At 74.2% G+C, this 25,738-nt stretch carries 22 protein-coding genes; 16 read left to right on the top strand and 6 right to left on the bottom strand.

Features of this window, described 5'->3' with window-relative positions:
• Positions 1-161: 161 nt before the first annotated feature.
• The 11 genes from AB0L29_RS08055 (at position 162) to AB0L29_RS08105 (ending at position 16,436) form a co-directional block, all read left to right on the top strand.
• Positions 162-1,256 carry a mechanosensitive ion channel family protein gene (locus AB0L29_RS08055; RefSeq protein WP_365824540.1) on the top strand — a complete coding sequence of 365 codons (1,095 nt, stop codon included), beginning with the start codon at positions 162-164 and terminating at the stop codon, positions 1,254-1,256.
• Positions 1,257-1,490: 234 nt separating this feature from the next.
• Positions 1,491-2,702 (top strand): ROK family transcriptional regulator, encoded by a 1,212-nt coding sequence (locus tag AB0L29_RS08060; protein WP_365824542.1) that lies wholly within the window; start codon positions 1,491-1,493, stop codon positions 2,700-2,702.
• 291 nt (positions 2,703-2,993) lie between these two features.
• Positions 2,994-4,259, top strand: coding sequence for a 6-phospho-beta-glucosidase (locus AB0L29_RS08065; RefSeq protein WP_365824544.1), 1,266 nt, complete (start codon positions 2,994-2,996; stop codon positions 4,257-4,259).
• Positions 4,250-5,221, top strand: coding sequence for a BadF/BadG/BcrA/BcrD ATPase family protein (locus AB0L29_RS08070; RefSeq protein WP_365824546.1), 972 nt, complete (start codon positions 4,250-4,252; stop codon positions 5,219-5,221). The genes AB0L29_RS08065 and AB0L29_RS08070 overlap by 10 nt, the downstream gene beginning before the upstream one ends.
• Before the next feature lie 188 nt (positions 5,222-5,409).
• Positions 5,410-6,801, top strand: coding sequence for a hypothetical protein (locus AB0L29_RS08075; protein WP_365824548.1), 1,392 nt, complete (start codon positions 5,410-5,412; stop codon positions 6,799-6,801).
• Positions 6,802-6,815: 14 nt separating this feature from the next.
• The gene (locus AB0L29_RS08080) at positions 6,816-7,886 is read left to right on the top strand and encodes a glutamate ABC transporter substrate-binding protein (RefSeq protein ID WP_365824550.1); all 1,071 of its coding nucleotides are present in this window, start codon (positions 6,816-6,818) and stop codon (positions 7,884-7,886) included.
• A 161-nt stretch (positions 7,887-8,047) separates the two neighbouring features.
• Positions 8,048-9,382: a hypothetical protein gene (locus AB0L29_RS08085; protein ID WP_365824552.1), complete on the top strand. Its 1,335-nt coding sequence runs from the start codon at positions 8,048-8,050 to the stop codon at positions 9,380-9,382.
• Between the two features lie 32 nt (positions 9,383-9,414).
• A complete protein-coding gene (locus AB0L29_RS08090) occupies positions 9,415-11,955 on the top strand; it encodes a tetratricopeptide repeat protein (RefSeq protein ID WP_365824554.1) in 2,541 nt (846 codons plus the stop codon).
• Positions 11,956-11,958: 3 nt separating this feature from the next.
• Positions 11,959-13,602 (top strand): protein phosphatase 2C domain-containing protein, encoded by a 1,644-nt coding sequence (locus AB0L29_RS08095; RefSeq protein ID WP_365824556.1) that lies wholly within the window; start codon positions 11,959-11,961, stop codon positions 13,600-13,602.
• A 100-nt stretch (positions 13,603-13,702) separates the two neighbouring features.
• Complete coding sequence (locus tag AB0L29_RS08100) at positions 13,703-15,049, top strand: VWA domain-containing protein (RefSeq protein WP_365824558.1); 1,347 nt, start codon at positions 13,703-13,705, stop codon at positions 15,047-15,049.
• Between the two features lie 103 nt (positions 15,050-15,152).
• Positions 15,153-16,436 (top strand): FHA domain-containing protein, encoded by a 1,284-nt coding sequence (locus AB0L29_RS08105; RefSeq protein ID WP_365824560.1) that lies wholly within the window; start codon positions 15,153-15,155, stop codon positions 16,434-16,436.
• 8 nt (positions 16,437-16,444) lie between these two features.
• Here AB0L29_RS08105 and AB0L29_RS08110 read toward each other — a convergent pair whose 3' ends face one another.
• Positions 16,445-17,449: a methyltransferase domain-containing protein gene (locus AB0L29_RS08110; RefSeq protein WP_365824562.1), complete on the bottom strand. Its 1,005-nt coding sequence runs from the start codon at positions 17,447-17,449 to the stop codon at positions 16,445-16,447.
• A gap of 173 nt (positions 17,450-17,622) precedes the next feature.
• On the opposite strand from AB0L29_RS08110, the gene AB0L29_RS08115 reads away from it, so the two are divergent.
• Complete coding sequence (locus AB0L29_RS08115) at positions 17,623-18,036, top strand: globin (RefSeq protein WP_365824564.1); 414 nt, start codon at positions 17,623-17,625, stop codon at positions 18,034-18,036.
• A 60-nt stretch (positions 18,037-18,096) separates the two neighbouring features.
• Here the strand turns inward: AB0L29_RS08115 and AB0L29_RS08120 are convergent, their stop codons facing one another.
• The 5 genes from AB0L29_RS08120 to AB0L29_RS08140 form a co-directional block, all read right to left on the bottom strand.
• On the bottom strand, positions 18,097-18,771 hold the full coding sequence (locus AB0L29_RS08120; protein WP_365824566.1) for a hypothetical protein: 675 nt from the start codon (positions 18,769-18,771) through the stop codon (positions 18,097-18,099).
• Positions 18,768-19,208 (bottom strand): thioesterase family protein, encoded by a 441-nt coding sequence (locus AB0L29_RS08125; protein ID WP_365824568.1) that lies wholly within the window; start codon positions 19,206-19,208, stop codon positions 18,768-18,770. Before AB0L29_RS08125 ends, AB0L29_RS08120 begins: the two co-directional genes overlap by 4 nt.
• Before the next feature lie 6 nt (positions 19,209-19,214).
• Positions 19,215-20,879 (bottom strand): energy-dependent translational throttle protein EttA, encoded by a 1,665-nt coding sequence (gene ettA / locus AB0L29_RS08130; RefSeq protein WP_365824570.1) that lies wholly within the window; start codon positions 20,877-20,879, stop codon positions 19,215-19,217.
• 86 nt (positions 20,880-20,965) lie between these two features.
• Positions 20,966-22,183: a tyrosine-type recombinase/integrase gene (locus AB0L29_RS08135; RefSeq protein ID WP_365824572.1), complete on the bottom strand. Its 1,218-nt coding sequence runs from the start codon at positions 22,181-22,183 to the stop codon at positions 20,966-20,968.
• Positions 22,184-22,190: 7 nt separating this feature from the next.
• The gene (locus AB0L29_RS08140; RefSeq protein ID WP_365824574.1) at positions 22,191-22,982 is read right to left on the bottom strand and encodes a hypothetical protein; all 792 of its coding nucleotides are present in this window, start codon (positions 22,980-22,982) and stop codon (positions 22,191-22,193) included.
• Positions 22,983-23,160: 178 nt separating this feature from the next.
• On the opposite strand from AB0L29_RS08140, the gene AB0L29_RS08145 reads away from it, so the two are divergent.
• The 4 genes from AB0L29_RS08145 to AB0L29_RS08160 are packed head-to-tail and all read left to right on the top strand — an operon-like array spanning position 23,161 to position 25,735.
• Complete coding sequence (locus AB0L29_RS08145) at positions 23,161-23,391, top strand: hypothetical protein (RefSeq protein WP_365824576.1); 231 nt, start codon at positions 23,161-23,163, stop codon at positions 23,389-23,391.
• A 60-nt stretch (positions 23,392-23,451) separates the two neighbouring features.
• Positions 23,452-24,012, top strand: coding sequence for a hypothetical protein (locus tag AB0L29_RS08150; protein ID WP_365824578.1), 561 nt, complete (start codon positions 23,452-23,454; stop codon positions 24,010-24,012).
• Positions 24,009-24,302, top strand: coding sequence for a hypothetical protein (locus AB0L29_RS08155; RefSeq protein ID WP_365824580.1), 294 nt, complete (start codon positions 24,009-24,011; stop codon positions 24,300-24,302). Before AB0L29_RS08150 ends, AB0L29_RS08155 begins: the two co-directional genes overlap by 4 nt.
• Entirely contained in the window at positions 24,299-25,735 is a 1,437-nt protein-coding gene (locus AB0L29_RS08160; protein ID WP_365824582.1) for an AAA family ATPase, read from the top strand. Before AB0L29_RS08155 ends, AB0L29_RS08160 begins: the two co-directional genes overlap by 4 nt.
• The last annotated feature ends 3 nt before the right edge of the window (positions 25,736-25,738 follow it).

The raw sequence follows: 25,738 nt of genomic DNA on the forward strand, positions 1-25,738 counted from the left end.
GTTCAAGCCCGGGTGAGTCCGGTCTCTCCTTCACAGATCGGGCGGTCGCACACACAATGCCCCGTTAGTGTGGTGGTTCTGCCCGTCCGGTGACCTTTCCGTGACCCAGACCACCCCGACCACCGCACCGGGGCAGACCGCTGCACCTGGAGGTACCTGCCGTGTCCTTGTCCGCCGTCCTACTGGCCGTCGGGGCCTCGCCGTCGCCGTCTCCCTCCGAGAGCCTGGCGCCGGCCGTTCCCTCGCTCCAGGACGCCCAGGAGAGCGCCACGAACGCCGCCAGCTGGGTCGAGCAGAACTGGTCGACCTGGCTGGCGATCGGCCTTCGGGTGCTGCTGATCCTGGTGATAGCGGCGGTGCTCAGAGTCGTGGTGCGGCGGTCCATCACCAAGCTGATAGACCGTATGAACCGCACCGTCCAGGCGGTGGACGGCACCGCGCTCGGCGGCCTGCTGGTCAACGCCGAGCGCCGCCGCCAGCGCTCGCAGGCGATCGGCTCGGTGCTGCGCTCGGTGGCGAGCTTCCTGATCGTCGGCACGGCCGCGCTGATGGTGCTCGGCACGTTCCAGATCAACCTGGCGCCGCTGCTGGCCTCGGCCGGTGTCGCGGGCGTGGCGATCGGTTTCGGCGCGCGCAACCTGGTCACGGACTTCCTCTCCGGCGTCTTCATGATCCTGGAGGACCAGTACGGCGTCGGCGACACGATCGACTCGGGCGTCGCCTCCGGCGAGGTGATCGAGGTCGGCCTGCGCGTGACCAAGCTGCGCGGCGACAACGGCGAGATCTGGTACGTCCGCAACGGCGAGGTCAAGCGCATCGGCAACCTCTCCCAGGGCTGGGCGACGGCCAACGTGGACGTCACCGTGCGCGCGGACGAGGACCTGGACCGCGTGAAGGCGACCCTCGACGAGGTCGCCGAGAAGATGGGCAAGGAGGAGCCCTGGAACGAGCTCCTGTGGAGCCCGATCGAGGTCCTCGGCCTGGACTCGGTCCTGCTGGACTCGATGGTGGTGCGCGTCTCGGCCAAGACGATGCCGGGCAAGTCCCTGACCGTCGAGCGCGAACTGCGCTGGCGCATCAAGCGGGCGTTCGACGCGGCGGACATCCAGATCGTCGGCGGCGCCACGGCCACGGCGCAGGAGGACCCGGCTCCCGATCCGACCGCGGCGGTCGCGCCCCCGTCGGTGTACGCGAACACGGGATCCCCGCAGTCGGCGGCGGCCTCCCCGCTGACCCCGCCGAGCGCCGCGAAGTGACCACCACGCCAGGGGCGGCATCCGGACCGGTCCCGGATGCCGCCCCTGGCGTGTCCGGGGCGGCGGCCCCGTCGCCCGGGCCGCCCCTCTTGACGCCCGCCCGGCAGCGGGCATACGTTTCCCCCGCAGAATAGGAAACTTTCCTAACAGTATGTGTCCGGGGCCGGTCCCGGAAGGACGCCCGTCCCCCGCCGCCGAGAGACCGGCGGCCGACCAGAGGCAGGTGGCGACCCCGTGGCAGGAACCGCCGGCACGCCGGGCACCCCGCGCGTCCTGCGCGCCATGAACGACCGTGCCGCGCTCGACCTCCTGCTGGAGCACGGCCCGCTGTCCCGCACGCGGATCGGCAAGCTCACCGGCCTGTCGAAACCGACCGCCTCCCAGCTCCTGGCCCGCCTGGAGGCGGCCGGACTCGTGCTGGCCACCAGCACCACCGAGGGCCGCCCGGGACCCAACGCCCAGCTCTACGAGGTCAATCCGGCCGCCGCGTACGCCGCCGGGCTCGACGTCACCCCCGACCGCGTCCTGGCCGCCGTGGCCGACGTCACCGGCCGCACGGTGGGCCGGTACGAACTGCCCACCCCCGGCAGGCGCACCGGCACCCCCGTCCTCCGGCAGGTCACCGACGCCCTGGACGGCGCGGTGAAGGCGGCGGGCCTGGCCCGCGCCGACGTCCACCGCCTCGTCATCGGCACGCCCGGCGCCTTCGACCCCCGCACCGGCCGGCTGCGCTACGCCTCCCACCTGCCGGGCTGGCACTCCCCCGCCCTGCTCGACGAACTCGCCGCCGCCCTGCCGATGCCGGTCGAGTACGACAACGACGTCAACCTCGTCGCCCTCGCCGAGCAGCGCCTGGGCGCGGCCCGCGGACACGCGGACTTCGTGCTGCTGTGGAACGAGGGGGGCCTGGGCGCCGCCCTGGTCCTCGGCGGCCGGCTGCACCGCGGCTGGACGGGAGGCGCCGGCGAGGTCGGCTTCCTGCCCGTGCCGGGCACGCCCCTGGTCCGCCACGTCACCAAGGCCAACAGCGGCGGCTACCAGGAGCTGGCCGGCTCCCAGGCCGTCCCGCGGCTGGCCCGCGAACTGGGCGTCGAGGACATCCCCCGGGGCCCGTACGCCGAGGTCGCCGCCGCCCTCCTCGCACGGGCCGCCGCCCGGGACGACGACCGGCACCGGCGGCTGCTGGAGACCTACGCGACCAGGCTGGCGACCGGTCTCGCCGCCCTGGTCTGCGTCCTGGACCCCGAACTCGTCGTCCTCAGCGGCGCCCTGCTCACCTCGGGCGGCGAGCCGCTGCGCGCCCTCGTGCAGGCCGAACTGGAGGAACTGGCCGCCTCCCGCCCGCGGCTCGTGGTGGGCGGCGTCCGTGAAGACCCCGTGCTGCGCGGCGCGCTGGAGAGCGCGCTGGCCGCCACCCGCGACGAGGTCTTCGACACCTCCCGCTGACCACCGGGTCCGGCCCGGCCGCCGTGCCCCCGCCCGCACCGGCACCCGTGTTCCGCACACCCCCGCCGTCCCCCGGAGAGTCCGCCGTGCCCGACAACCGCCGCCGCGGCCGCCGCCCCCGCGTCGCTCCGCGTCCTCGTCCCCGCGCGCACCGGCCGGTCGCGGACCGGCGCCACCGTTCCGCGGGCCGGCGCCGCCGTTCCGGTGACGGCCTCCTGATCCTCGTGTTCTTCCCCGCCCGGAAGACGTTCGTCCAGGGTGTCGCGCTCACCGGAGTGAAGGGTTGACGGCATGAAGCTCACCGTGGTCGGCGCAGGGTCGACCTACACCCCCGAACTGGCCGACGGTCTCGCCCGTCTGAGGGACGCCCTCCCCCTCGACGAACTCGTCCTTATGGACCCGGCGAAGGACCGCCTGGAGCTGGTGGGCGGACTGGCCCGCCGCATCTTCGCCCGGCAGGGCCACGACGGCCGGATCCTGACCACCGACGACCTGGACGCGGCGGTCGACGGCGCGGACGCGGTCCTGCTGCAACTGCGCGTCGGCGGCCAGGCGGCCCGCGAGCAGGACGAGACCTGGCCCCTGGAGTGCGGCTGCGTGGGCCAGGAGACCACCGGCGCCGGCGGCCTGGCCAAGGCCCTGCGCACCGTCCCGGTCGTCCTGGACATCGCCGAACGCGTCCGCCTGCGCAACCCCGGCGCGTGGATCGTCGACTTCACCAACCCGGTCGGCATCGTGACCCGCGCCCTGCTCCAGGCCGGGCACCGGGCGGTCGGCCTGTGCAACGTGGCGATCGGCTTCCAGCGCCGGTTCGCCGCCCTGCTCGGCACGGCCCCCGCCGGCCTCCACCTGGACCACGTGGGCCTCAACCACCTGACCTGGGAGACGGGCGTGCGCCTGGGCGGCCCCGGGGGCGAGGACGTCCTGCCCGGGCTGCTGGCCGGCCACGGCGAGGCGATCGCCGCCGACCTGCGCCTGCCCCGCCCCCTCCTGGACCGCCTGGGCGCGGTCCCCTCCTACTACCTGCGCTACTACTACGCGCACGACGAGGTCGTACGGGAGCTGCGCACCAAGCCCTCCCGGGCGGCCGAGGTGGCCCGCATGGAACGGGAGCTGCTGACCCTGTACGCGGACCCCTCCCTGGACGAGAAACCGGCCCTGCTGTCCCGGCGCGGCGGCGCCTACTACTCGGAGGCGGCGGTGGACCTGGCGGCGGCCCTGCTGAGCGGCACCGGCAGCCCCTGCCAGGTGGTGAACACCCGCAACGGGGGCACGCTCCCCTTCCTCCCCGACGACGCGGTGATCGAGGTCCAGGCGGCGGTCGGCCCGAAGGGCGCGGTCCCCCTGCCCGTACCACCCCTCGACCCCCTGTTCGCGGGCCTCGTGGCGAACGTGGCGGCGTACGAGGAACTGGCGCTGCGGGCCGCCCTGCACGGCGGACGCGACCGCGTCTTCAAGGCCCTCCTCGCCCACCCCCTCGTCGGCCAGTACGAGTACGCCGGCACCCTCACCGACCGGCTGATCGCACACAACCGGGAGTACCTCGCGTGGGCGTGACGGCCTTGGTCCTCGCCGTCGACGCGGGGAACAGCAAGACCGACGTCGCGGTCGTGGCGGCCGACGGGAGCGTCCTGGCCACGGCCCGCGGCGGCGGCTTCCGCCCGCCCGCCGTGGGCGTCGAGGCGGCCGTCGACACGCTCGCCGAAGCGGTCACCGGGGCCTTCGCCGCCGCCGGTGTCACCGCGGTCGACCACGTCTCGGCCTGCCTGGCCAACGCCGACTTCCCCGTCGAGGAGCAGCGGCTGGCGGCGGCGCTGCACGCGCGCGCGTGGGGCGCGACCGTCGACGTCCGCAACGACACCTTCGCCGTCCTGCGGGCGGGCGTCACCGAACCCCGCGGGGTCGCCGTCGTGTGCGGCGCCGGCATCAACTGCGTCGGCATGCGCCCCGACGGCCGCACCGCCCGTTTCCCCGCGCTCGGCCGCGTCTCCGGCGACTGGGGCGGCGGCTGGGGCCTGGCGGAGGAGGCCCTGTGGCACGCCTGCCGCGCCGAGGACGGCCGCGGCGCGCCCACGGACCTCGCCCGCGCCCTTCCCGCCCACTTCCGGCTGCCCACCATGTACGCCCTCGTCGAGGCCCTGCACCTGGGCCGCGTCGACCCCCTGCGGCGCCACGAACTGACGCCCGTCCTGTTCGCCACCGCGGCCCGGGGCGACCCCGTCGCCCGCGCGATCGTCGACCGCCAGGCCGAGGAGGTGGTGGCCATGGCGACGGTGGCGCTGACCCGGCTGGACCTCCTGGACGAGGAGACCCCGGTGCTGCTGGGCGGCGGGGTCCTCGCCGCCCGGCATCCCCGTCTGACCGGCCGCATCCGCGCGCTGCTCACCGACCGGGCCCCCAGGGCGGTCCCCCGGGTGGTGACGGCACGTCCGGTCCTGGGCGCGGCGCTGCTGGGACTGGACCGGCTGGGAGCGGACGCGGGGGCGCAGGAGCGGGTACGGGCGCACTACGGAGCATGACGCCGGCCGCGGGTGCGCGGGGCGCCGCCGGGCCCCGCGGGTGCGCGGGAACCGAACAGATTCCCGCAGCGTATTCAAGGGCAGGGGGTCCGGAGCGTCGATCGGATCAAGATCGGGCCAAGGCCGGTGCGGATGCCGGTCCCGGCAGCGATACTTGCGTCGACGGACGGCCATGGGGGAGGTCAGCAGTGACTCGGACGCCGACGGGCAGCGCCTCGCCACCGGGCCCTCGCCTGCCGGCCACCGCGCCCGCACCGCCGCCTCCGCGCCGCACCGCGTTCGCCGAGGGCACCGACCGCCTCCGCGCCGCCGCCACCACCGAACCGGGCCGCCTGCGCGTCATCGGTGCCGTCCTCGCCCTCCTCGTCCTCGCGTTCGGCGCCGTCACCGCCTGGCAGACCGCCGGCCGCGCGGCCGCCGCCGACGCCGTCCTGCACAGCAGCCGGCCCCTCAGCTCCGACGCCGCCGACATCTACCGCTCCCTCGCCGACGCCAACACCGCCGTCTCCAGCGGCTTCCTGGCCGGCGGACAGGAGACCGAGGCCTCCCGCGACCGCTACGAGAGGGGCATCCGCACGGCCGCCGCGAAACTCGTCAACGCCGCCGCCAACGCGCGGCCCGGCTCCCCCTCGACGGCGACCGTCACCCGGCTCAACCGGCTCCTCCCGGAGTACAAGGGCCTGGTCGAACGCGCCCGCACGTACAACCGCCAGGGCTTCCCCGTCGGCGGCGCCTACCTGCGCTACGCCAACGAGAAGATGCAGCAGGACATGCTCCCGGCGGCGGAGGACCTCTACAAGAAGGAGAACCAGCGCCTGCGCGCGGACTACGCGGACGCCACCCTCCGCCCCTGGGCGGCCATCGTCCTCGGCGCCGCCGCGCTCGCCGCCCTGGCCTGGGCCCAGCGCCGCACCTACCTGCGCACCAACCGGGTCCTGAACCACGGCCTGGTCGCCGCCACCGCCGCCACCGCAGCCGCCCTGCTCTGGCTCCTCGCCGGCCACGGCGTCGCCCGCGCCGGCCTGAACGACTCCTACGACCACGGCGTGCGCTCCCTGAACGTCCTGCACGACGCCCGCATCGCCTCCCTCAAGGCCCGCGGCAACGAGAACCTGACGCTGGTGGCGCGCGGCGCGCAGACCAGGACCGTGGGCAAGCGGACCTACGACGCCTACGACCACGACTTCCAGCGGGACATCGACACCCTCGGCAGGAGCCTGGCCGAGGCGGCCGAACTCGCCGACGACAGCGCCGGCCGCGAGCCGGTCACCGCGGCCGTCGGCAACATGACGGAGTGGAAGAAACGCCACGCCTCGGCCCGCGCCCAGGACGAGAACGGCGACTACCAGGCCGCGCTGGACAGGGTGATCGGCGCGCGGGGCGCGACCGGCGAGTGCTTCGACGGCGTCGACGGCAGCCTCGCCGAGGCGCTCGCCCACGAGGAGCGGGAGTTCGAACTGGCGGCCCGTGACGGCCTGGAGGCGATGACCGGCCTGCCGGCCGGCGCGGCCGTCCTCGCCGTGCTGGGCGCGGCCGGCGCGGTCCTCGGCATCGGGCGCAGGCTGTCGGAGTACCGGTGAGAGGGGGCGTGGGGATGTACGCACGAGGTGTGCGGCCGGGCGGCCCGAGGCGCTGGGGCGGTGTGGTCGCCGCGGCGGCCGTGTGCGCCCTGGTGCCGGCCGTCGCGCTGCTGCCGCCGGCCGGTGCCCGCACCGCGGACGGCGCGGACGGCGCGGACGCCGGGGGCGCCGGGAACGCCGGGGGCGCCGCGGCGGTCCGGGGCGCCCAGGCGAGGGCGGAGGACGACTGCACGGCACCGGAGAAGCGGACCCTCGCGCCGTCCTCCGCGGACGGCGACACCATCAGGGCGATCAGGAACCGTGCGGGCGGGAAGCGCAAACTGGTCGTCGGCGTCGACCAGAACAGCTACCGCTGGGGCTACCGCGACCCCAACGGCGGCCCGTCCGGAAAGCTCGAGGGCTTCGACATCGACCTCGTCCACCGCATCGCCGAGGACATACTCGGCGACCCGGACGCGGTGCAGTTCAAGGCCATCCCCACCGACCAGCGCATCCCCGCGATCCGGCAGGGCCGGGTCGACATGGTCGTCCGCACGATGACGATCTCCTGCAGGCGCCTGGAGGAAGTCGCCTTCTCCGCGCCCTACTTCAGGACCGGCCAGCAGGTACTGGCCCCCAAGTCCTCGGACGTCACGGGCTACGACGACACGCTCGCGGGCAAGAGGATCTGCACGGCGCAGGGTTCGACCGCGAACGGCACACTGGTGGAGGACCGCAGGACCGGCGGCCTGCCCGCCTCCGCCGACCTCTCCACCACCGTCCCCAACCAGCTCGACTGCCTGGTGCGGCTCCAGCTCGGCGAGGTCGACGCCGTGGTCACCGACGGCGCGCTCGCCGCGAGCCAGGCCGCGCAGGACCCGACGGTCGAGCTCAAGGGCGAGCCCTTCACGACCGACTACTACGGGGTGGCGATGAGGAAGGACGCGGACGATCTGGTGCGCCGGGTCAACCGGATCCTGACGCGCTACCGCGAGGACGACGCGAACGGCTGGCAGGCGTCGTACGACAGGTGGCTGTCGGCGACACTGGGCAAGGACGCGGCGAGGTCGCGACCGCCCGCGCCGCAGTACCTGCGCGGGAGCTGACGCACCACCGGCCGGACGGCGACCGGCCGGACGAGGAACCGAGCGAGGACGACGGACCGAGCGAGGACGACAGACCGAGCGAGGACGACAGACCGACCGGAAGACACGGACACCGCAACCCGGCAACCACCGGAACACGACACAGCAGCGAGAGGTGATCGATGGGCGTCACGGGATCCACCGGGCCGGTGATGGACCGGGACGAGGTGGACCGTGCGCTGGCGCGGCTCGGCGCGGAGCACGAGGCGATCGAGACGTCGCTGCTGGCCCTGCAGGACCACGCGGGCCGCAGACTGCTCGAGGGCGCCGAGCTCACCGGCGTCACCAGGGAGCGCTGGGCGGCCACGGAGGCGTCGATCACGCTGCTGTGGACGTACTTCGACGCGTACACGGCCGCGCTGCGCACCGCGCGGGAGATCCGCGCCCGGCGCCGCTGGTCCAGCCGCGAGGACCTGGCGGAGCTGACGGAACTGCTGTGCGGCGAGTCCGTCACGGTCGCGGGATCGGCGGCCGCGACCGCCGACGCCCCCACCCTCGACGGCGGCCGGGGCAGGCTCAGCGAGCGCTACTCCCTCACCACCCTGGTCGACCGCATGAACGAGCTGTACGCGCGCTCGCTCGACATGGTCGTCGCCGCCGACGCGGTCTGGTCGGCGCTGCCCGCCCGCATCGATTTACTCGCCGCCGAGCTCCAGCGGACCCGGCAGCTCGCCCACTCGGTGGGCGTGCGCCCCGGTGAGCACCCGGCCGGCGACGACCTGGAGCGCATCACGCGCACCCTGACGAAGCTGCGCGAGCAGGTCGTCTCCGACCCGCTGGCGTTCTGGGTGCCCGCCGAGGGCAGTTCGGCCCCGGGCGGCGGCAGGCCGGACACGACGGTGTACGACCGGGAGGCGCGCGCCCTGGAAGACGTGCGCCGCGAGGTCGACGCCGTACTGACGGTGCGCCAGGACGCCGAGAAGCGGATCGTGAAGCTGCGGGACCTGCTGTCCCGCGCGGACCGTACGCTCGCCGAGGCGCGCACCGCGCGCGGCGAGGTCCTGGCGAAGATCGCCGCGACGGAGGTGCCGGTGGTCAGCGGGCCGCCGACCGCGCTGCAGGAGCAGCTGGCGACGGCCGCCGAGTACCGCAGACACGCCCAGTGGCACCGCCTGTCCCCGCTGCTGGAGTCCCTGGAGCAGAAGGCGGAGGACGAACTGATGCGCGCCCGCGAGTCGTTGACCGCGGTCACCGCGCCCCTGGCGGTCCGCGCCGAGCTGCGCGGCCGCCTCGACGCGTACCGGGCGAAGGTCGCCCGGCACGGGCTCGCGCAGGACCCGCTGCTGGTGGAGCGGTACGAGAAGGCGCGCCGCATGCTCTGGAGCGCGCCCTGCGACCTGCGCGCCGCCGAACAGGCCGTGCTGCGCTACCAGCAGGCGGCCGCCGAACTGCTCGGCTCCGCACCGCGGGTGCCCGGGCAGGGCGCGCCCGGCGACCGGCCGGGGCCCGGCGCGTGAGCGACGAGGGGGAGCGAGGGGGAGGCAGTCCCATGAGTCAGGCGGAGAGTCCCGCACCCGCGTCCGGCCGGGCGCGGCACACCTGCCAGCGGCCGGGCTGCGGCGGCACGTACGAGGACGTGGGCGGCGGCGAGCTGTACTGCGACACCTGCGGTCTCGCCCCGGTCGTCGCCGCGCACGGCGCGGCCGGCCCGTCACCGGCCGGGGTGGCCGCCGGCGGCGGGGATCCGCGCGGCTCGGCGGGAAGCGGCAGCTCCCGCTCCGGCAGCCGCGGTTCGCGTACGTCGGCGAAGTCGCGGCGCTCGGTGTCGGGGCGGCTGTCGCGGTCGCTGCCGGGCGCGTCCACGGGCCGCTCGGTGTCGGTGCGCAGCTCCGGCTCGACCGCCGCCTCCTCGGCCCGCGGGCGCCTGGGCGCGGGGCTGGTGCAGGTCCCGCCGATCCCGCGGCCCGACCCGCGCGCGATGGTGCTGGACGACCCCGAGGTGCCCGAGCGCAAGCGGTTCTGCTCGCGCGCGGACTGCGGCGCGCCGGTGGGCCGCTCCCGTGCCGGCCGTCCCGGGCGCACGGAGGGCTTCTGCACCGAGTGCGGCCACCCGTACTCCTTCGTGCCGAAGCTGAGGGCCGGGGACGTCGTGCACGGGCAGTACGAGGTGGTGGGCTGTCTGGCGCACGGCGGCCTGGGCTGGATCTACCTCGCCGTCGACCGGGCGGTCTCCGACCGCTGGGTGGTCCTCAAGGGCCTGCTGGACACCGGCGACCAGGACGCGATGGCCGCCGCGATCTCCGAGCGGCGCTTCCTCGCGGAGATCGAGCACGCCAACATCGTGCGGATCTACAACTTCGTCGAGCACCTCGACCAGCGCACCGGCTCCCTCGACGGCTACATCGTCATGGAGTACGTCGGCGGCAAGTCGCTGAAGGAGATCGCCCACGCCCGCCGCGCCCCGGACGGCCGGCGCGACCCGCTGCCGGTGGAGCAGGCCTGCGCGTACGGCATCGAGGCGCTGGAGGCGCTCGGCCACCTGCACGGCCGCAACCTGCTGTACTGCGACTTCAAGGTCGACAACGCCATCCAGACCGAGGACCAGCTCAAGCTGATCGACATGGGCGCGGTGCGCCGCACGGACGACGACGAGTCGGCCGTCTACGGCACGGTCGGCTACCAGGCGCCCGAGGTCGCCGAGGCCGGCCCGTCGGTGGCGTCCGACCTGTACACGGTCGGCCGCACGCTCGCCGTCCTCACCTTCGACTTCCAGGGCTACACGAACGTCTACGCCGCCTCCCTGCCCGACCCCGACCACATCGAGGTCTTCCGGCGGTACGAGTCCTTCTACCGCCTCCTGGTGCGCGCCACCGACCCCGACCCGGCGCGCCGGTTCGCCTCCGCGCAGGAGATGAGCGAGCAGCTGACGGGTGTGCTGCGCGAGGTGGTGTCGGTCCGGACAGGGCGCGCCCGGCCCGCCCTGTCCACCCTGTTCGGGCCCGAACTGCGGCCGGCCGACACGGAGTTGTTCCCGAATCTGGACGGTGAGGTGTCGCGGCTGGGGGCGCGGGCGGTGCGCGGCGGGACAGGAGCGGCCGCGTCCCCGCCCGCCGGCTCCCCGGCCCCCGCCGGCGGCGCGCGGGGCCTGGTCGCGGCCGTCCGCGCTCCCGCCGCCGCCCTGGCCCTGCCCGTTCCCCGGGTGGACCCGTCCGACCCCGACGCGGGTTTCCTGGCGGGCCTGACGACGTCCGCGCCGGCCGAGCTGCTCGGCGTCCTCGCGGCCGTTGCGGCCCCGTCGGTGGAGACCCGGCTGCGGCGGATCCGGGCCCTGCTGGAGACGGACGACCCGGACGCCGCGCTGCGGGCGCTGGTGACGCTGGAGACGGAGCGGCCCGACGACTGGCGGGTGGTCTGGTACCGGGGCGTGGCCGCCCTGGTCACCGGTGACCACGAGGGCGCCGCCCTCGCCTTCGACGCGGTCTACGACGCCTTCCCCGGCGAGATCGCGCCCAAGCTGGCGCTCGGCCTGTGCGCGGAGGTGCTGGGGCAGCCCGACAACGCCGCCGAGTACTACCGGCTGGTGTGGGCGACCGACCCGAGCCATGTCGGCGCCGCGTTCGGCCTGGCCCGCGTCCAGCTCGCGACCGGCGACCGGCGGGGCGCCGTACGGACGCTGGAGTCGGTGCCGGAGTCGTCCATCCACTACACGGCCGCACGCGTGGCCGCCGTCCGGGCGCGGCTGCGGCAGCGCACCGCCGCGGCCGGTGACGGACCGTTCCTGGACGACCTGACGGCCGCCGCCGCTCAGGTGGAGGCGCTGGAGGCGTACGGTCTGGACCCGGCGCGCCGCGAGCAGTTGGCCACCGAAGTCCTCGGCAGCGCGCTGGACTGGGTACTCTCCGGTGGCCAGGGTTCCGCCCCCACCGCCGCCGGGGGACGGACGCTGCTCGGCAGCGGCCTGGACGAGCGGGGGCTGCGTTTCGGCCTGGAACGTTCGTACCGCACGCTGGCCCGGCTCGCACGGGGCGGCGAGGAGAGGATCGACCTGGTGGAACGTGCCAATCGTTACCGCCCCCGGACGTGGGTGTAGTTGATGTCGCAGATGCCCCGGCTGTCCGCCTGCCCGAACTGCGAGGAACCCCTCGAGTCGGGCGACCGCTTCTGCGGTGCCTGTGGATACGACCTGTCCGCGGTGCCCGCACGACCGGAGGACGACCCGACGATCGCCATGAACGGCCCGGCGCCCGCGGGCTCGCCGGGCGGCGAAGGCCCCGAGCCGTCACCGCCACCCGCCGGTGCGCCGTGGAGCGCCGCCGGCCCGGCCGGCTTCGGAGCGCCCGCCCCGGCGCACCTGCCGGGAGCGGCCCCGGGCGGCCCCGCCCTGCCCCCGCAGGCACCGCCTCCGGTCCCGCCGCAGGTCCCGGTCCCGCCGGGTGCCGCGCCGCGACAGCCGTACCCGCCGGACGCCGGGCACACCCCGGCCCCAGCCCCGGCGCAGGGCGCCCCGGTGCCCCCCGTACCGCCGCTGCCGGGCGCACCGGTGCCTCCTCCCCCGCTCCCGCCGCGGCCCCCGGCCCCGCCGGTCCCCCCGCCCGCGGACGCCTCCGTACCGCCGCACTCCGGCGCTCCGGCGCCCGCGGCCCCGGGGGTGCGCTTCGACCGGCCGCCGCAGCAGGAGCCCGCGCACGGCGCGCACCCGGAACAGCCCGCCGCACCCGCGGCCCGGCCCGGCGCGCACCCGGAACAGCCCGACGAGTACCCGCTCCAGGCCCCGGACCCGCGGGTGGCCGCCGGGCCGGCGGTGCCGCCCGCCGCGGCGGGCGGCACCGTCTGCGTCGCCTGCCGCGCGGGCCGCGTCGACGCCGACGGCTACTGCGAGAACTGCGGCCACGCCCAGCCGCGCGAACGGGACCACATGGAGCAGGAGTGCGGCCCGGTCGCCGCGGTCAGCGACCGCGGCCTGCGCCACCACCGCAACGAGGACGCGTTCGCCATCGGCTGCACCGCGCTGCCCGACGGCTCCCCCGCCTCCGTGGCGATCGTCTGCGACGGCGTGTCCTCGGCGACCCGCCCCGACGAGGCCTCGCACGCGGCGTCGCAGGCGGCCGGGGAGTCGCTGCTGGCCGCCCTGGAGCGGGGCACGCACCCGCAGCAGGCCATGCACGACGCGATCGTCGCCGCCGCCCGCGCCGTCGACTCCCTGGCCGGCGAGCCGGCCACCGCGCAGGAGCACGCCCCGCACCAGAACGCCCCGGCCTGCACCCTGGTCGGCGCCGTGGTGGCGGGCGGCCTGCTGGTCGTCGGCTGGGTCGGCGACAGCCGCGTCTACTGGGTGCCGGCGGACCGCGGCGCGCCCCCGGCCCGGCTCACCGAGGACGACTCGTGGGCCGCGCAGATGGTCGCCGCGGGCCTGATGAGCGAGGCCGAGGCGTACGCCGACGAACGCGCCCACGCCATCACCGGCTGGCTCGGCGCGGACGCCTACGAACTGGATCCCCACACCGCGTCCTTCAAGCCCGACCGGCCGGGTGTGGTGGTGGTGTGCACGGACGGCCTGTGGAACTACGCCGAGGCGGCCGAGGAGATGGCCGCCGCGGTGCCCCCGGACGCCGCCGCGCGCCCGCTGCACGGCGCGCGGGTGCTGGTCGGCCACGCCCTGGACGGCGGGGGCCACGACAACGTAACAGTGGCCGTCGTGCCGTTCCCCGCCCTGCCGCAGGGGGCAGGATCGGCCTGAGGCCGCGTACGGGGACGCCTCAGCGGACCGGAGGGGACCGGTCCGCACACCGTCGCCGCCCTGCTCCGGCGGGGCGCTTCCCAGGGGGATCGAAGCAGGCATGGCCATTTTCTCGAAGCCGAACGTGCCGCAGTTCTCGGTGGACGTCTACCAGAACGAGTACCTGCCGGAGGGCGGCCGTGAGGTCAACGCCGTCGTCACGGTGACCGCGACCGGGGGCGGCACGCTCGGGAGCGCGGTCGCGGCGCCCCGCCTCCACGCGCCGGGCCGGGGCCCCTCCGCCGCCGTCGCCCTCATGGTCGACTGCTCGGGGTCGATGGACTACCCGCCGGCCAAGATGCGCAACGCCCGGGACGCCACGGCCGCCGCGATCGACACCCTGCGCGACGGCGTGCACTTCGCGGTGATCGGCGGCACGCACGAGGCCAAGGAGGTCTACCCGGGCGGCGGGCGCCTCGCGGTCGCCGACGCCACCACCCGCGGCCAGGCCAAACAGGCGCTGCGCACGCTCGGTGCGAGCGGCGGCACGGCCATCGGCACCTGGCTGCGGCTGGCCGACCGCCTGCTGTCCGGCGCGGACGTCACCATCCGGCACGGCATCCTGCTCACCGACGGCCGCAACGAGCACGAGTCGCCGGAGGCCCTCAGGGCCGCCCTCGACGCGTGCGCCGGCCGGTTCACCTGCGACGCGCGCGGCGTGGGCACCGACTGGGAAGTGAAAGAAGTCACAGGGATCGCCTCCGCCCTGCTCGGCACCGCCGACATCGTGGCCGACCCGGCCGGTCTCGCCGCCGACTTCACGCGGATGATGGAGACGGCGATGGGCAAGGAGGTCGCGGACGTCTCCCTGCGGCTGTGGACGCCGGTGGGCACCACTGTGAGGTTCGTCAAGCAGGTCGCGCCCACCGTCGAGGACCTGACCGGCCGCCGCACCGAGGCGGGTCCGCGCGCCGGCGACTACCCCCTGGGTTCCTGGGGGGACGAGTCCCGCGACTACCACCTCTGCGTGGAGGTGCCGCCCGCGGGCCTCGGGCAGGAGATGCTCGCCGCCCGTGTCTCCCTGGTCGTCCCGCAGCCCGACGGCGGCGTCCGGAACCTCGGCGCGCAGGGCCTGGTCCGGGCCGTGTGGACCGACGACCTGGCCGCCTCCACCTCGATCAACCCCCAGGTCGCCCACTACACCGGGCAAGCCGAACTGGCACGGGCCATCCAGCAAGGGCTCGATCTGCGCAAAGCGGGAGATATCGACGGAGCGACGGCCAAACTGGGCCGGGCCGTCCAGCTCGCCGGCGCGTCCGGCAACGCGGATACTGCGAAACTGCTTGCGAAGGTGGTGGACGTGGTCGATGCCGCGACAGGTACTGTGCGACTGAAGGCGAAGGTCGAGGAGGCCGACGAGATGACGCTCGAGACCCGGTCCACCAAGACCGTTCGCGTGAAGAAGTGACGTAGACAGAGCCAGACGGACCCTGGAACAACGACGAGCCCGGCCCCTCGGGGTGGGAGAAACCCGGTCGACGCGACCGGAGAGGAGAGGGGGAAGCGCCGACATGCCGACCTGCCCGAACGGACACCAGTCGGGTTCCGACGACTGGTGCGAGGTCTGTGGTCACCGCATGGCGGGTGCCGTGCCCCCGCCTCCTCCCCCGCCGCCCCCGCCCGGCGGCTACGGCTTCCCGCCGCCCGGCGGCCCCGGTGGGCAGGGCGGTCCCGGGGGCCCCGGCGGTGGTCCCGGCGGGCCCCCGCACCGGTCCGCCGAGCCGGAGCTGTGCCCGCAGTGCCGCACGCCCCGCGAGGGCGGTGCGCCCTTCTGCGAGGAGTGCCGGTGGAACTTCCTGACCAACACGGCGACCTCCTACACCCCCGCCGCGCCGCGCCCGCCGGCGCCCGGCCCGGGCGTGCGCTTCCAGCAGCAGCCGGGCCCGGCCCCGTCCTACGGCGGCGGTGACCCCTACGAGTACCAGGGCTCCCGCCCTTCGCAGGTGAACCGGCCGGCCGAGCCGATCCCGCCGGGCCCGCCCTTCGGCGGCGACCCCTCGGAGCCCTCCGGCCGGCCCGGCCCGCAGGGGCCGCACGGATTCGGTGCCGACCCGTCGCGGCCGGGTCCGCCGCCGCCCGGACCCGGCGGGCCCGGGGGCGGTCCGCACGGGTTCCAGCAGTCCGGCCCGCCGGCCCCGCCCGGGTTCCCGCAGGAGACCCGGCGCCCGCAGCCGGGCGGCCCGCCCTACGGCGGCGGTGACGACGACTGGGTGATCTCCCCGCCGTCGTCCACCGGTCCCGGCGGCCCCGGCGGTCCCGGCGGCCCCGGCGGTCCGCACGGCCCCGGTCCCGGTCACGGCGGCGGCTACGGCTTCCCGCCGCCCGGCACCACCCAGGCCCCTCCCGGCCCCGGCGGCTTCCCGCAGCAACCCCAGCAGCCGCGGCAGCCGGCGACCTGGACGGCCACGATCGGCCCGGACCGCGAGTACTTCATGGCGATGATGCAGCGCTCCGGCCCGGAGGCCGCGGGCCTGAACCTGCCCGCGTACTCGCCCGAGCAGCAGCGCACGCTCACCGGCAACCAGGTCACCATCGGCCGGCGCCGGCACTCCACCGGCGACACCCCCGACATCGACCTGTCGGTGCCGCCGGAGGACCCGGGCGTCTCCCACCAGCACGCCGTACTGGTCCAGCAGCCGGACGGCAGCTGGGCGATCGTCGACCAGAACTCCACCAACGGCACCACGGTCAACGGCTCGGAGGAGCCGATCACGCCGTTCGTGCCGGTACCGCTGCAGGACGGGGACCGGGTGCACGTGGGCGCCTGGACGACGATCACGATTCGCAGGAGCTGAGGTCCGGCTCAGGCCGGGAGGGGCCAGACGTACGGCCCCTCCGGGTCGTCCAGCCACGCCCACTCGCGCCCGCCGCCGACCGTGATGCCGTAGCGCTCCCGCTGCGGCATGCCCTCGCCCTCCCACAGCGCGTACGCCTCCTGCGGGTCGAGGCTGCCGCGGGTCAGGGCCAGCAGGAACCGGAACGCGTCGCTCTCCCCGGCCCGGTGGGGCACCCCGCCCAGGGCCGGCGCGTCCGGCCCGGGCCGGCCCTGGCCGCGCAGCGGCACGAAGTAGGCGGGCGTGGACAGGAAACGCCCCTCGGCGTGCTCGGCGTCGTGCACGGTGAGCACGGCCAGGCCGGTGGCGAGCGGGGTGAGGATCCGGCCGCCCGGGCGGCACTGGGCGAGCCAGGCGCGCGGGACCGAGGACAGGGCGCAGGTCGCGATGATCCGGTCGAAGGGGGCGCGTTCGGGCACCCCGCGCGCGCCGTCCGCGGTGACGACGACCGGGCGGTGACCGGCGGCGGCCAGGTGCCGGCGGGCCGACTCGGTGATCTCCGGGTCCAGGTCGACGGTGGTGACCAGGTCGTCGTCGCCCAGCCGGTGGGCGAGCAGGGCGGCGTTGTAGCCGGTGCCCGCGCCGATCTCCAGGACCCGGTCGCCGTCCTCCACCCGCAGCTCGGCCAGCATCGCCGCCATCAGGGACGGCTGGCTGCTGGAGGAGAGCAGTTCCCCGTCGCGCAGCCGCGTCGCCAGCGGGGTGTCCTCGTAGACGCCGCGCAGCCACCGCTCGCGCGCCCGGGGATCGGGGTTCTGGCCCCACCGGCGTTCGTAGCCGCCGGCGGTGACGACGTAGTAGTACGGCACGAAGAGGTGGCGCGGCACCGCGGCGAACACCTCCCGCCACACGGGGTCGGCGGCCCAGGCGCCACTCGCGTCGATCTCCCGCACCAGCGCCGCCCGCGCGGCGGCGGCGAGGCCGGTGAGGTCGCCGCCGACGCTGCCGTCCTCGTCGATCGCGTGCCCGTCCATGTCTCCACGGTACGAGCGGCCGGCGGGGGCGCGGCCGCTCCGGCGTCCCGGACCTCGGGTGCCCCGGACCTCGGGTGTCCCGGACCTCGGGTGCCCCGGACCCCGGGTGTCCCGTCCCCCCGCATGTCCCGGTGGTCCTAAGCCCGCAGTCCTCGGTCCCGGCGTCTGAGACCATGGACGGCGTGAAAGAGATTCGGCGCGGCACGCTTCAGGAGCAGACCTTCTACGAGCAGGTCGGCGGTGAGGAGACCTTCCGTCGGCTCGTCCACCGTTTCTACGAGGGAGTCGCCGAGGACCCGGTCCTGCGGCCCATGTACCCGGAGGAGGACCTCGGCCCGGCCGAGGAGCGTCTGACGCTGTTCCTCATCCAGTACTGGGGCGGCCCGACGACCTACAGCGACAACCGCGGCCACCCCCGCCTGCGGATGCGGCACGCCCCCTTCACCGTCGACCGGGCGGCGCACGACGCCTGGCTGAAGCACATGCGGGTCGCCGTGGACGAACTCGGCCTGTCCGAGGAGCACGAGCGGACGCTGTGGAACTACCTGACGTACGCGGCGGCCTCGATGGTGAACACCCCGGACTGATCCGGCGCCCCGGCCGCGGCCGGGGCGGCCCTCGCCCGAGGCCGGGACGGGGGCGTACGGTCAGCGCACGCTGAGACCCAGCGCACCCGCTCCCGCCCGGCGTACGGCGACCGACCCGTACGGCGTGCGCAGCCGGAGCCACGCGCCGGAGGAGAACAGCTCCGCCCCGCCTCCGCCCGCGGGCCGCAGGAAACCCAGCGACTGGGCGGCGTGCACCGCCCGCACCGGAAGGCCGCTCTCACCGACCGTGCGGGACCAGATCTCGTGCCCGATCCGGTCGAGTTCGGCCCGGGTGCGCCGCTCGGGCGTCAGCTCCCGGGTACGGGAGCGGAACTCGGCGACCGCGGCGGCGACCAGCGCCGGCAGGGCGTCCGGCGCCGGGAGTCCCGGCTCGGGCCGCCAGCCGCCGCGCGGCGGCAGCACGCCCGCCCACGGCGGGCCGGTCACCGCCGCCGGCACCGCGGCCGTGGCGGCCTGCTCGTCCACCGACTCCAGCAGCTCACCGGCGGAGACCGTCGCGTCGAGCGTGACGTCGAGCCCGTTCTCGTACGGCTTGGCGAGCCGCACCGCGCGGACCGCCAGCACCTCGAAGGACGGCGGCCGGCCGAAGACGGCGAGGGCGGTCCCCGCCGCCTGCAGACGCACCGCGGCTCCGCGGTCGTAGTGGAGCAGCCGGGAGAGGAAGGCGGCGAGATCCGCCGCCTCCCCCTCGTCGGCGAGGTGGAGCACCGTCATGCGGCGACGGCCTTCCTCTTTTCGGCACTGTCGGCGCCGTCGGCGTCGGCGTCGTCCATGTACTCCCGGAGGAACTCCCGCTCCTCCTCGGTGATCCGGCGCGGCCGCTGCGCCTCGAAGTCGAACGGCACGATCACCGTCGAGGCCCGGACGTAGATCTGGTCGCCGTCCTTGACCTCGTAGGCCAGCGTGAAGGACGCCGCCCTGATCTCCGTGACCCACAGCTCGATGTCCACCGGCGCGTGCCGGTGGACGAGCTGCCGCTTGTAGTCGATCTCGTGGCGCGCCACCACGGACCCCTGCTGGAAGTCCTTGTCCGGGCGGAACAGGAAGTCGATGCGGGCTTCCTCCAGGTAGCGCAGGAACACCACGTTGTTGACGTGGCCGTACGCGTCCATGTCCGCCCAGCGCAGCGGGCAGCGGTAGGTGTACCGCAAGATCGATCAGCCCCGGGTCAGCTTCTTGTAGGTGGCACGGTGCGGGCGCGCCGCGTCCGGGCCGAGCCGCTCGACCTTGTTCTTCTCGTACGACTCGAAGTTGCCCTCGAACCAGAACCACTTGGAGTCACCCTCGTAGGCGAGGATGTGCGTGGCGACGCGGTCCAGGAACCACCGGTCGTGGGAGACGACCACGGCGCAGCCGGGGAACTCCAGCAGCGCGTTCTCCAGCGACGACAGGGTCTCGACGTCGAGGTCGTTGGTCGGCTCGTCGAGGAGCAGCAGGTTGCCGCCCTGCTTGAGGGTGAGCGCCAGGTTGAGGCGGTTGCGCTCACCGCCGGAGAGCACGCCGGCCGGCTTCTGCTGGTCCGGGCCCTTGAAGCCGAACGCGGACACGTACGCCCGGGACGGCATCTCGACCTGGCCGACGTTGATGTAGTCGAGCCCGTCGGAGACGACCTCCCACAGCGTCTTCTTCGGGTCGATGTTCTCGCGGCTCTGGTCGACGTAGGAGATCTTGACGGTGTCGCCGACCTTGATGCTGCCGGAGTCGGGCTGCTCCAGTCCCTGGATCATCTTGAACAGGGTGGTCTTGCCGGCGCCGTTCGGGCCGATCACGCCGACGATGCCGTTGCGCGGCAGCGTGAAGCTGAGGTCGTCGATGAGGACCTTCTCGCCGAAGGCCTTGCCGAGGTTCTCCACCTCGACGACGACGTTGCCCAGGCGCGGCCCCGGCGGGATCTGGATCTCCTCGAAGTCCAGCTTCCGCATCTTGTCGGCCTCGGCGGCCATCTCCTCGTAGCGGGCCAGACGCGCCTTGGACTTGGCCTGGCGCCCCTTGGCGTTGGAGCGCACCCACTCGAGCTCTTCCTTGAGGCGCTTCTGCCGCTTGGCGTCCTTCTGGCCCTCGACCTTGAGGCGGGCGGCCTTGGTCTCCAGGTAGGTGGAGTAGTTGCCCTGGTAGGGGTAGGCGCGGCCGCGGTCGAGCTCCAGGATCCACTCGGCGACGTTGTCCAGGAAGTACCGGTCGTGGGTGATGGCCACGACGGTGCCCGCGTACTTGGCCAGGTGCTGCTCCAGCCAGTTCACGGACTCGGCGTCGAGGTGGTTGGTGGGCTCGTCGAGCAGCAGCAGGTCGGGCTGCTCCAGCAGCAGCTTGCACAGCGCGACGCGGCGGCGCTCACCACCGGAGAGGTTCGTGACGGGCCAGTCGCCGGGCGGGCAGCCCAGGGCGTCCATGGCCTGCTCGAGCTGGGCGTCGAGGTCCCAGGCCTCCGCGTGGTCGAGCTCCTCCTGGAGCTTGCCCATCTCCTCCAGGAGCGCGTCCGAGTAGTCGGTGGCCATCAGCTCGGCGATCTCGTTGAACCGGTCGAGCTTGCCCTTGATCTCGGCGACGCCCTCCTGGACGTTCTCCAGGACGGTCTTCTCCTCGTTCAGCGGCGGCTCCTGCAGCAGGATGCCGACGCTGTAGCCGGGGGTCAGGAAGGCGTCGCCGTTGGACGGCTGCTCCAGCCCGGCCATGATCTTGAGGACGGTGGACTTACCGGCACCGTTCGGACCGACGACGCCGATCTTGGCACCCGGCAGGAAGTTCAGGGTGACGTCGTCGAGAATCACCTTGTCGCCGTGCGCCTTGCGCGCCTTGCGCATGGTGTAAATGAACTCAGCCAAGAGAAACCGTCCGGCGTGGGTTGTGAGGCAGGTCAGATACCCCCATCTTGCCGCACCGCAAGGGGGGCGGTCACATCCCGGTCACATCAGCCGGTAGCAGTGCCGAGGGTCGGGGCGTCGAGCAGCGCCCCGACCTTGTCGTTTGCCTTCCGGGCCGTCTCGTCGAGGACGTGCTGGTAGATGTTCCGGGTGATCGCCGGGTTGGCATGGCCGAGCAGAGCCGACACCGTGACGACGTTCTCCCCGGTCTCCAGCTGCATCGTGGCGTACGTGTGACGCAGCTCATGCAGCCTGATCCGCGGCAGGCCGTGCGCGGTGGCCAGGTCCCGGAACCACATCGAGAACGTCTCCGGGTGCAGCGGCGCCCCCACGGGGTCCGTGAAGACGCGCTGATCCTTGTCCTGCCACCCGGCACCGATCCGCAGGCGCTCGGCCGCCTGCGCCGCGCGGTGGGCCCTCAGAGCGGCCACCGTCCCCCCGTCGAGCGGCACCGTACGGTGACCGGCGGCCGTCTTGGGCTTCGACCACTGGCACACGCCCTTGACGACGATCCACGTCCGCCGGACACGCAGCTCCCCGCGCTCCAGGTCCACCGCGTCCCAGGTGAGCCCCAGCAGCTCCCCGCGGCGCAGGCCGGTGGCGAGCAGCAGGCGCCACGCCGCGGCGAGGCGGTGGGAGCTGGTGGCGCGCAGGAAGATGCCGGCCTGTGCCACGGTCCACACGGACCGCTCGACCTTCCCGGCCCGGGGCGGGTCGTCGACGGCGAGCGCCGGGTTCGACACGATGTCGCCCTTCCGCACGGCGTAGCCGAACACGGTGGACAGGATCGCGTGAGCCTGCGCCTGCGTGGCCAGCGAGAGCGGCTGACCCTTCCGGCCCCGGGCGGTCGACTTCCAGGCCCGCAGTCGGGCGTAGACGCGCTCCAGATCGCCAGAGGTGATCTCGTCAAGCTGCTTCCCGCCGATCACCGGGAAGACGTACTGCTCCAGGATGTCGCGGTACCCGGCGTTGGTCGACTCCCGGCGCGTACGGGAGGGCAACCACTTGGTCAGGGCGTAGTCCCGGAAGGTGAGCCGGACCGGCTTCCGGTGCGTGCCGGCCGCGACTTCGGCCAGCTTCGCGCGCAGCTCCCTGGCCGCCTTCGTCGGCGACGTGAAGCCGCGGCGCTTCGCCTGCTTCCGCTGGCCGGTCTGCGGGTCCTTGTACGGGTAGACGATCAGCCACCGCTTGCCGGCCTTCGTCTCGTACTCCTGAACGGAGCCTTCCCCCCAGCCCCGTCGCCGGGGCGTCTTCGCTTCGGCCATCGGCCTGTCACTCCTCCTTGTCGGCACCCCCCAACTCGGCAAGGAGGGTGCGCCCCTCGGGCGTGAGCGCGCCGCCACGGCGGCCCCGCCCGGGGGTGCTGAACAGTGGTGGTTCCTGCTGCCGCGCCCAGTCGAGGGCGCCCTTCAGCTTGCTGCGCGACGTGCCCAGCCCGTCCGCGATTTGGTCAAGAGTGAGCCCGCGGGCGTACCCGTCCTCTACGGCCGCACACTGGCGCAGCGCCTCCAACGGGTCCCGCGCGGGCCGTCCCTGACGCTTCACCGGCTCCGCCAGGCGGTCCGCGTACGTCTTCCGGAGACGCTCGCGGACCGCCGGCGACGTCTGGTCGACGGACACCCCCATGAGCTGCGAGCGCACCCGCTTCCGCCCTTCCTCCAAGGACAGGGAGTTGAGCGTGCGCTGCGCCAGACCGCCGGGCGGTACGTCGTCGAGCGCCATCGTCGCCGCGTACTCGCGGATCTCCAGGCCGCCCAGGAAGTCCCGGGCGGCCGGCACGTGCGGGCAGGTGACGGCGGGCACGTCCGGACAGCCGCACGGTTCCGGCGCCAGCACTTCGACCGGCGTCACGGGCACGCCCTGCTCCTCGTACGCCGCGCGCCGCTCGAGGTAGTCCCGGTACTCCGCGGTGTGCGGACAGTCCTTCGGGCAGTCGCAGTCCGGCAGCAGCCGGACCGAGACGTCGACCGGCTGCGCGTCGCCGTGCGCCACGGCGTACAGCACGAGGGCGGCCCACCTGCGGGAAAGGCGCGTGAGGTGCGGAAACGGCGTGTCCACGGTCATGGCGCAAGGCTACCGGGTTTACCGCTTGTGTATACGTCACCCGCCCCCCTCTAAATCCTGCTTGTGTGAACACCTTGAAACTAGCTGACAACTAGCGTACGTTCAAGGCATGCGAAACGAACCGCAGCGAACGAGTGCGGGGCGCGGCGTGCTCCCCTCAGCGGAAGAGAAACCGCTGATGACCAGGGAAGAACTGTGCGCCGCGATGCCCGACCAGTTCCGCCCCACGGCCACGTGGAACGCGATGAAGCGGGGTGACCTGCCGAGCATCCGTATCGGCCGGCGCCTCTTCATCCCCACCGCCGAACTGCGGCGCCTGCTCGGGCTCGACCACGCCCGGAACGACGACGGGACCGAGGTGGCCGCCCCGATCCCGTCCTTCGAAGCGCCTTCCACCGTCCAGTCCTGAACAGCCGAACGGCGGCGCGGGTCTCGCACACCCGTTGCGCCGCCGTCGATTGGAGCTCCAATGCCGAAGCGTACGACCCTCCCCCGCCTGACCGCCACCGCGCCGACCGGCCGTGTGCCGTTCCTCGTCGGCGACGAGGCCGCCGAGCAGCAGGCCGCCATCAAGTCCGCGGACCGCTACATCGCCGAGCAGTACCCGGCGGTGGCCGCGCTCCTCGCCGAGCCCGCCGGCCTGCTGACCGAGGCGCAGCGCACCCTCACCTACGACGAGGGCCTGGGCGCCTGGCGCACCGCCCCGGTCGAGTCGGCCGCCCGGGACATCGACGACATCGCCAGCGACTCCGAGAACGCGCAGACACCGCTGTTCGCCGCCGAGGTCGTCGTCACCGACTGGAAGCGCCTGGCGCCCGTACAGCAGGAGGACGGCCTGTTCGGGCCCGGTGGGACGGTCGACGGCCGGTTCACGGAGCTGTGGTTCCACTACGGCACGTCGACCGGCACCGTCACCCCGGCCAAGGCCCGCGAGATCGTCGCGGAGATGCGCGGCTTCGCGGCCCGGCTGGAGGCGCTGTGCGACCGCGCGGACGAGATCGCCGCCGACGACTACGAGGCGCGCGGGTGAAGGGCGAAGCGTTCGACGTGGCGGCGGCGCTTCGGCGCCGCCGCCTGGCGGCGAACCGTACCCCGCCCCTTCCGTCCGGCCACCGGGACCCCCTGGACGCCCTGGTGAAGCCCGACGGCCCCAGCACGTACGGGCTGACCGAGGCCGAGCTGAGGGCCCACGCCAACGCGCTGATGGCCAACGGCTGGACGCTCGAAGAGGTACAGGCCCGACTCGACGTAACCCCCCGCGACGCCTGCTGTCCCCGGTACCGGGAGGCGTCCAACCTCGAACGGATCTCGCGTAAGTGATCGACGAACCACGGCGCCCCGGAGCGTGGCCGAGGGGAGCGAGCCGGCACGTCCCGGCCCGCGACGCCTCGCCGTCGCTCGCCCCGACGACGCCCGACGACGAGGCGTCGACGCCCGTCTACCAGCGTCGACGCCTCGACGCCCCGTCGGCGGCCCCGTCCCCGGGGCGCCTGTGGCTGCCGGAAGAACACCGGAGGCCCGACCCCGAGACCATGTCGTCAGAGGAGTACTTCGAGGCGAGCGTCAACGCTCTGCTCGGTGAACTGCTCGACTCGGACGGCCTGGACAAGATTCCGCCCCTGGAGCCGCTAGTAGGCGACCTGCTGGCCCTGAACACCCTGGCCCGGTTCGTCGGCCCGTCCGGCACCTTCAAGTCGTTCGTGCTGCTCGACATGTGCGGGCACGTCGGCACCGGGCGGAAGTGGCACGGCCAGTACGTCCGACAGGGAACCGTCGTCTACCTCGTCGCCGAGGGCGAGCAGGGCATTCGCAAGCGCGTCCGGGCGTGGGAGCAGCACCACGGTCTCCACATGGCCAACGTGCTGTTCCTGCCCCGGCCCGTGCAGGCCATGAGCCCTGAGTGGGACGTGCTCATCGAGGTGATGCGGAGGATCCGGCCGGCGCTCATCGGCATCGACACGCAGGCCCGGGTGACGCAGGGCATCGAGGAGAACTCCGCGAAGGAGATGGGGCAGGTCGTCGACCGCATGGACCAGCTGCGCACCGCCACGGGCGCGTGCGTGGCGGTCGTACACCACACGGGCCACGTCGGCGAGCACGGCCGCGGCTCCAGCGCGGTGAAGGCCGCGTTGCAGTCGGAGGTGAAGATCACGCGGAAGGGAGACCGGCTGTCGAACACCGTCCTCACGATCAAGTCCGGGAAGCAGAAGGACGAGGACCAGGACGACGGGCTGGACTTCCAGTTGCGGAAGATCAGTCTCGACGGCGAGTACAAGCCCGACGGACGCCCGGTCACGTCCCTGGTCCTGGAACCCCTCGACGCTTCCCCCGCCCGCCCCCCGGCCGAGGGCACCGTCGAGTGGATCGTCGCTCGCCTCGACGCGGCCGGCGTCCCCAACGACTACGGTCGTCGGCGCCTCGCCGAGGAGTGCCAGCGCCTCGGCGTCCGGGCCGGGAACGACAAGCTGACCGAGGTTGCCCGCATCCGGAAGGACCGGTCCGCCAACCGGTCCTACCCGCCGGTAACACTTCCGGTCCTGAACTCCGGGACCGGACCCACTGAAACGGCAGATGAGACCGGTCCCGGGCCGCTTCCGGGACCGGGCAGGACCACACCCCCCACACCGGCGGTCCCCCCCTCCTCTCTCGGGAGGGGACCGGTGGTGTCGACCGGACCGAACTGCGCCGGATGCGGCAACCCCCTTGACCCCGTATGGGCTCAGCAGGGCAACGACCGGCACGTCATGTGCTGACCA

It is taken from the genome of Streptomyces sp. NPDC052701 (genome assembly GCF_040678355.1).
Taxonomy (GTDB): domain Bacteria; phylum Actinomycetota; class Actinomycetes; order Streptomycetales; family Streptomycetaceae; genus Streptomyces.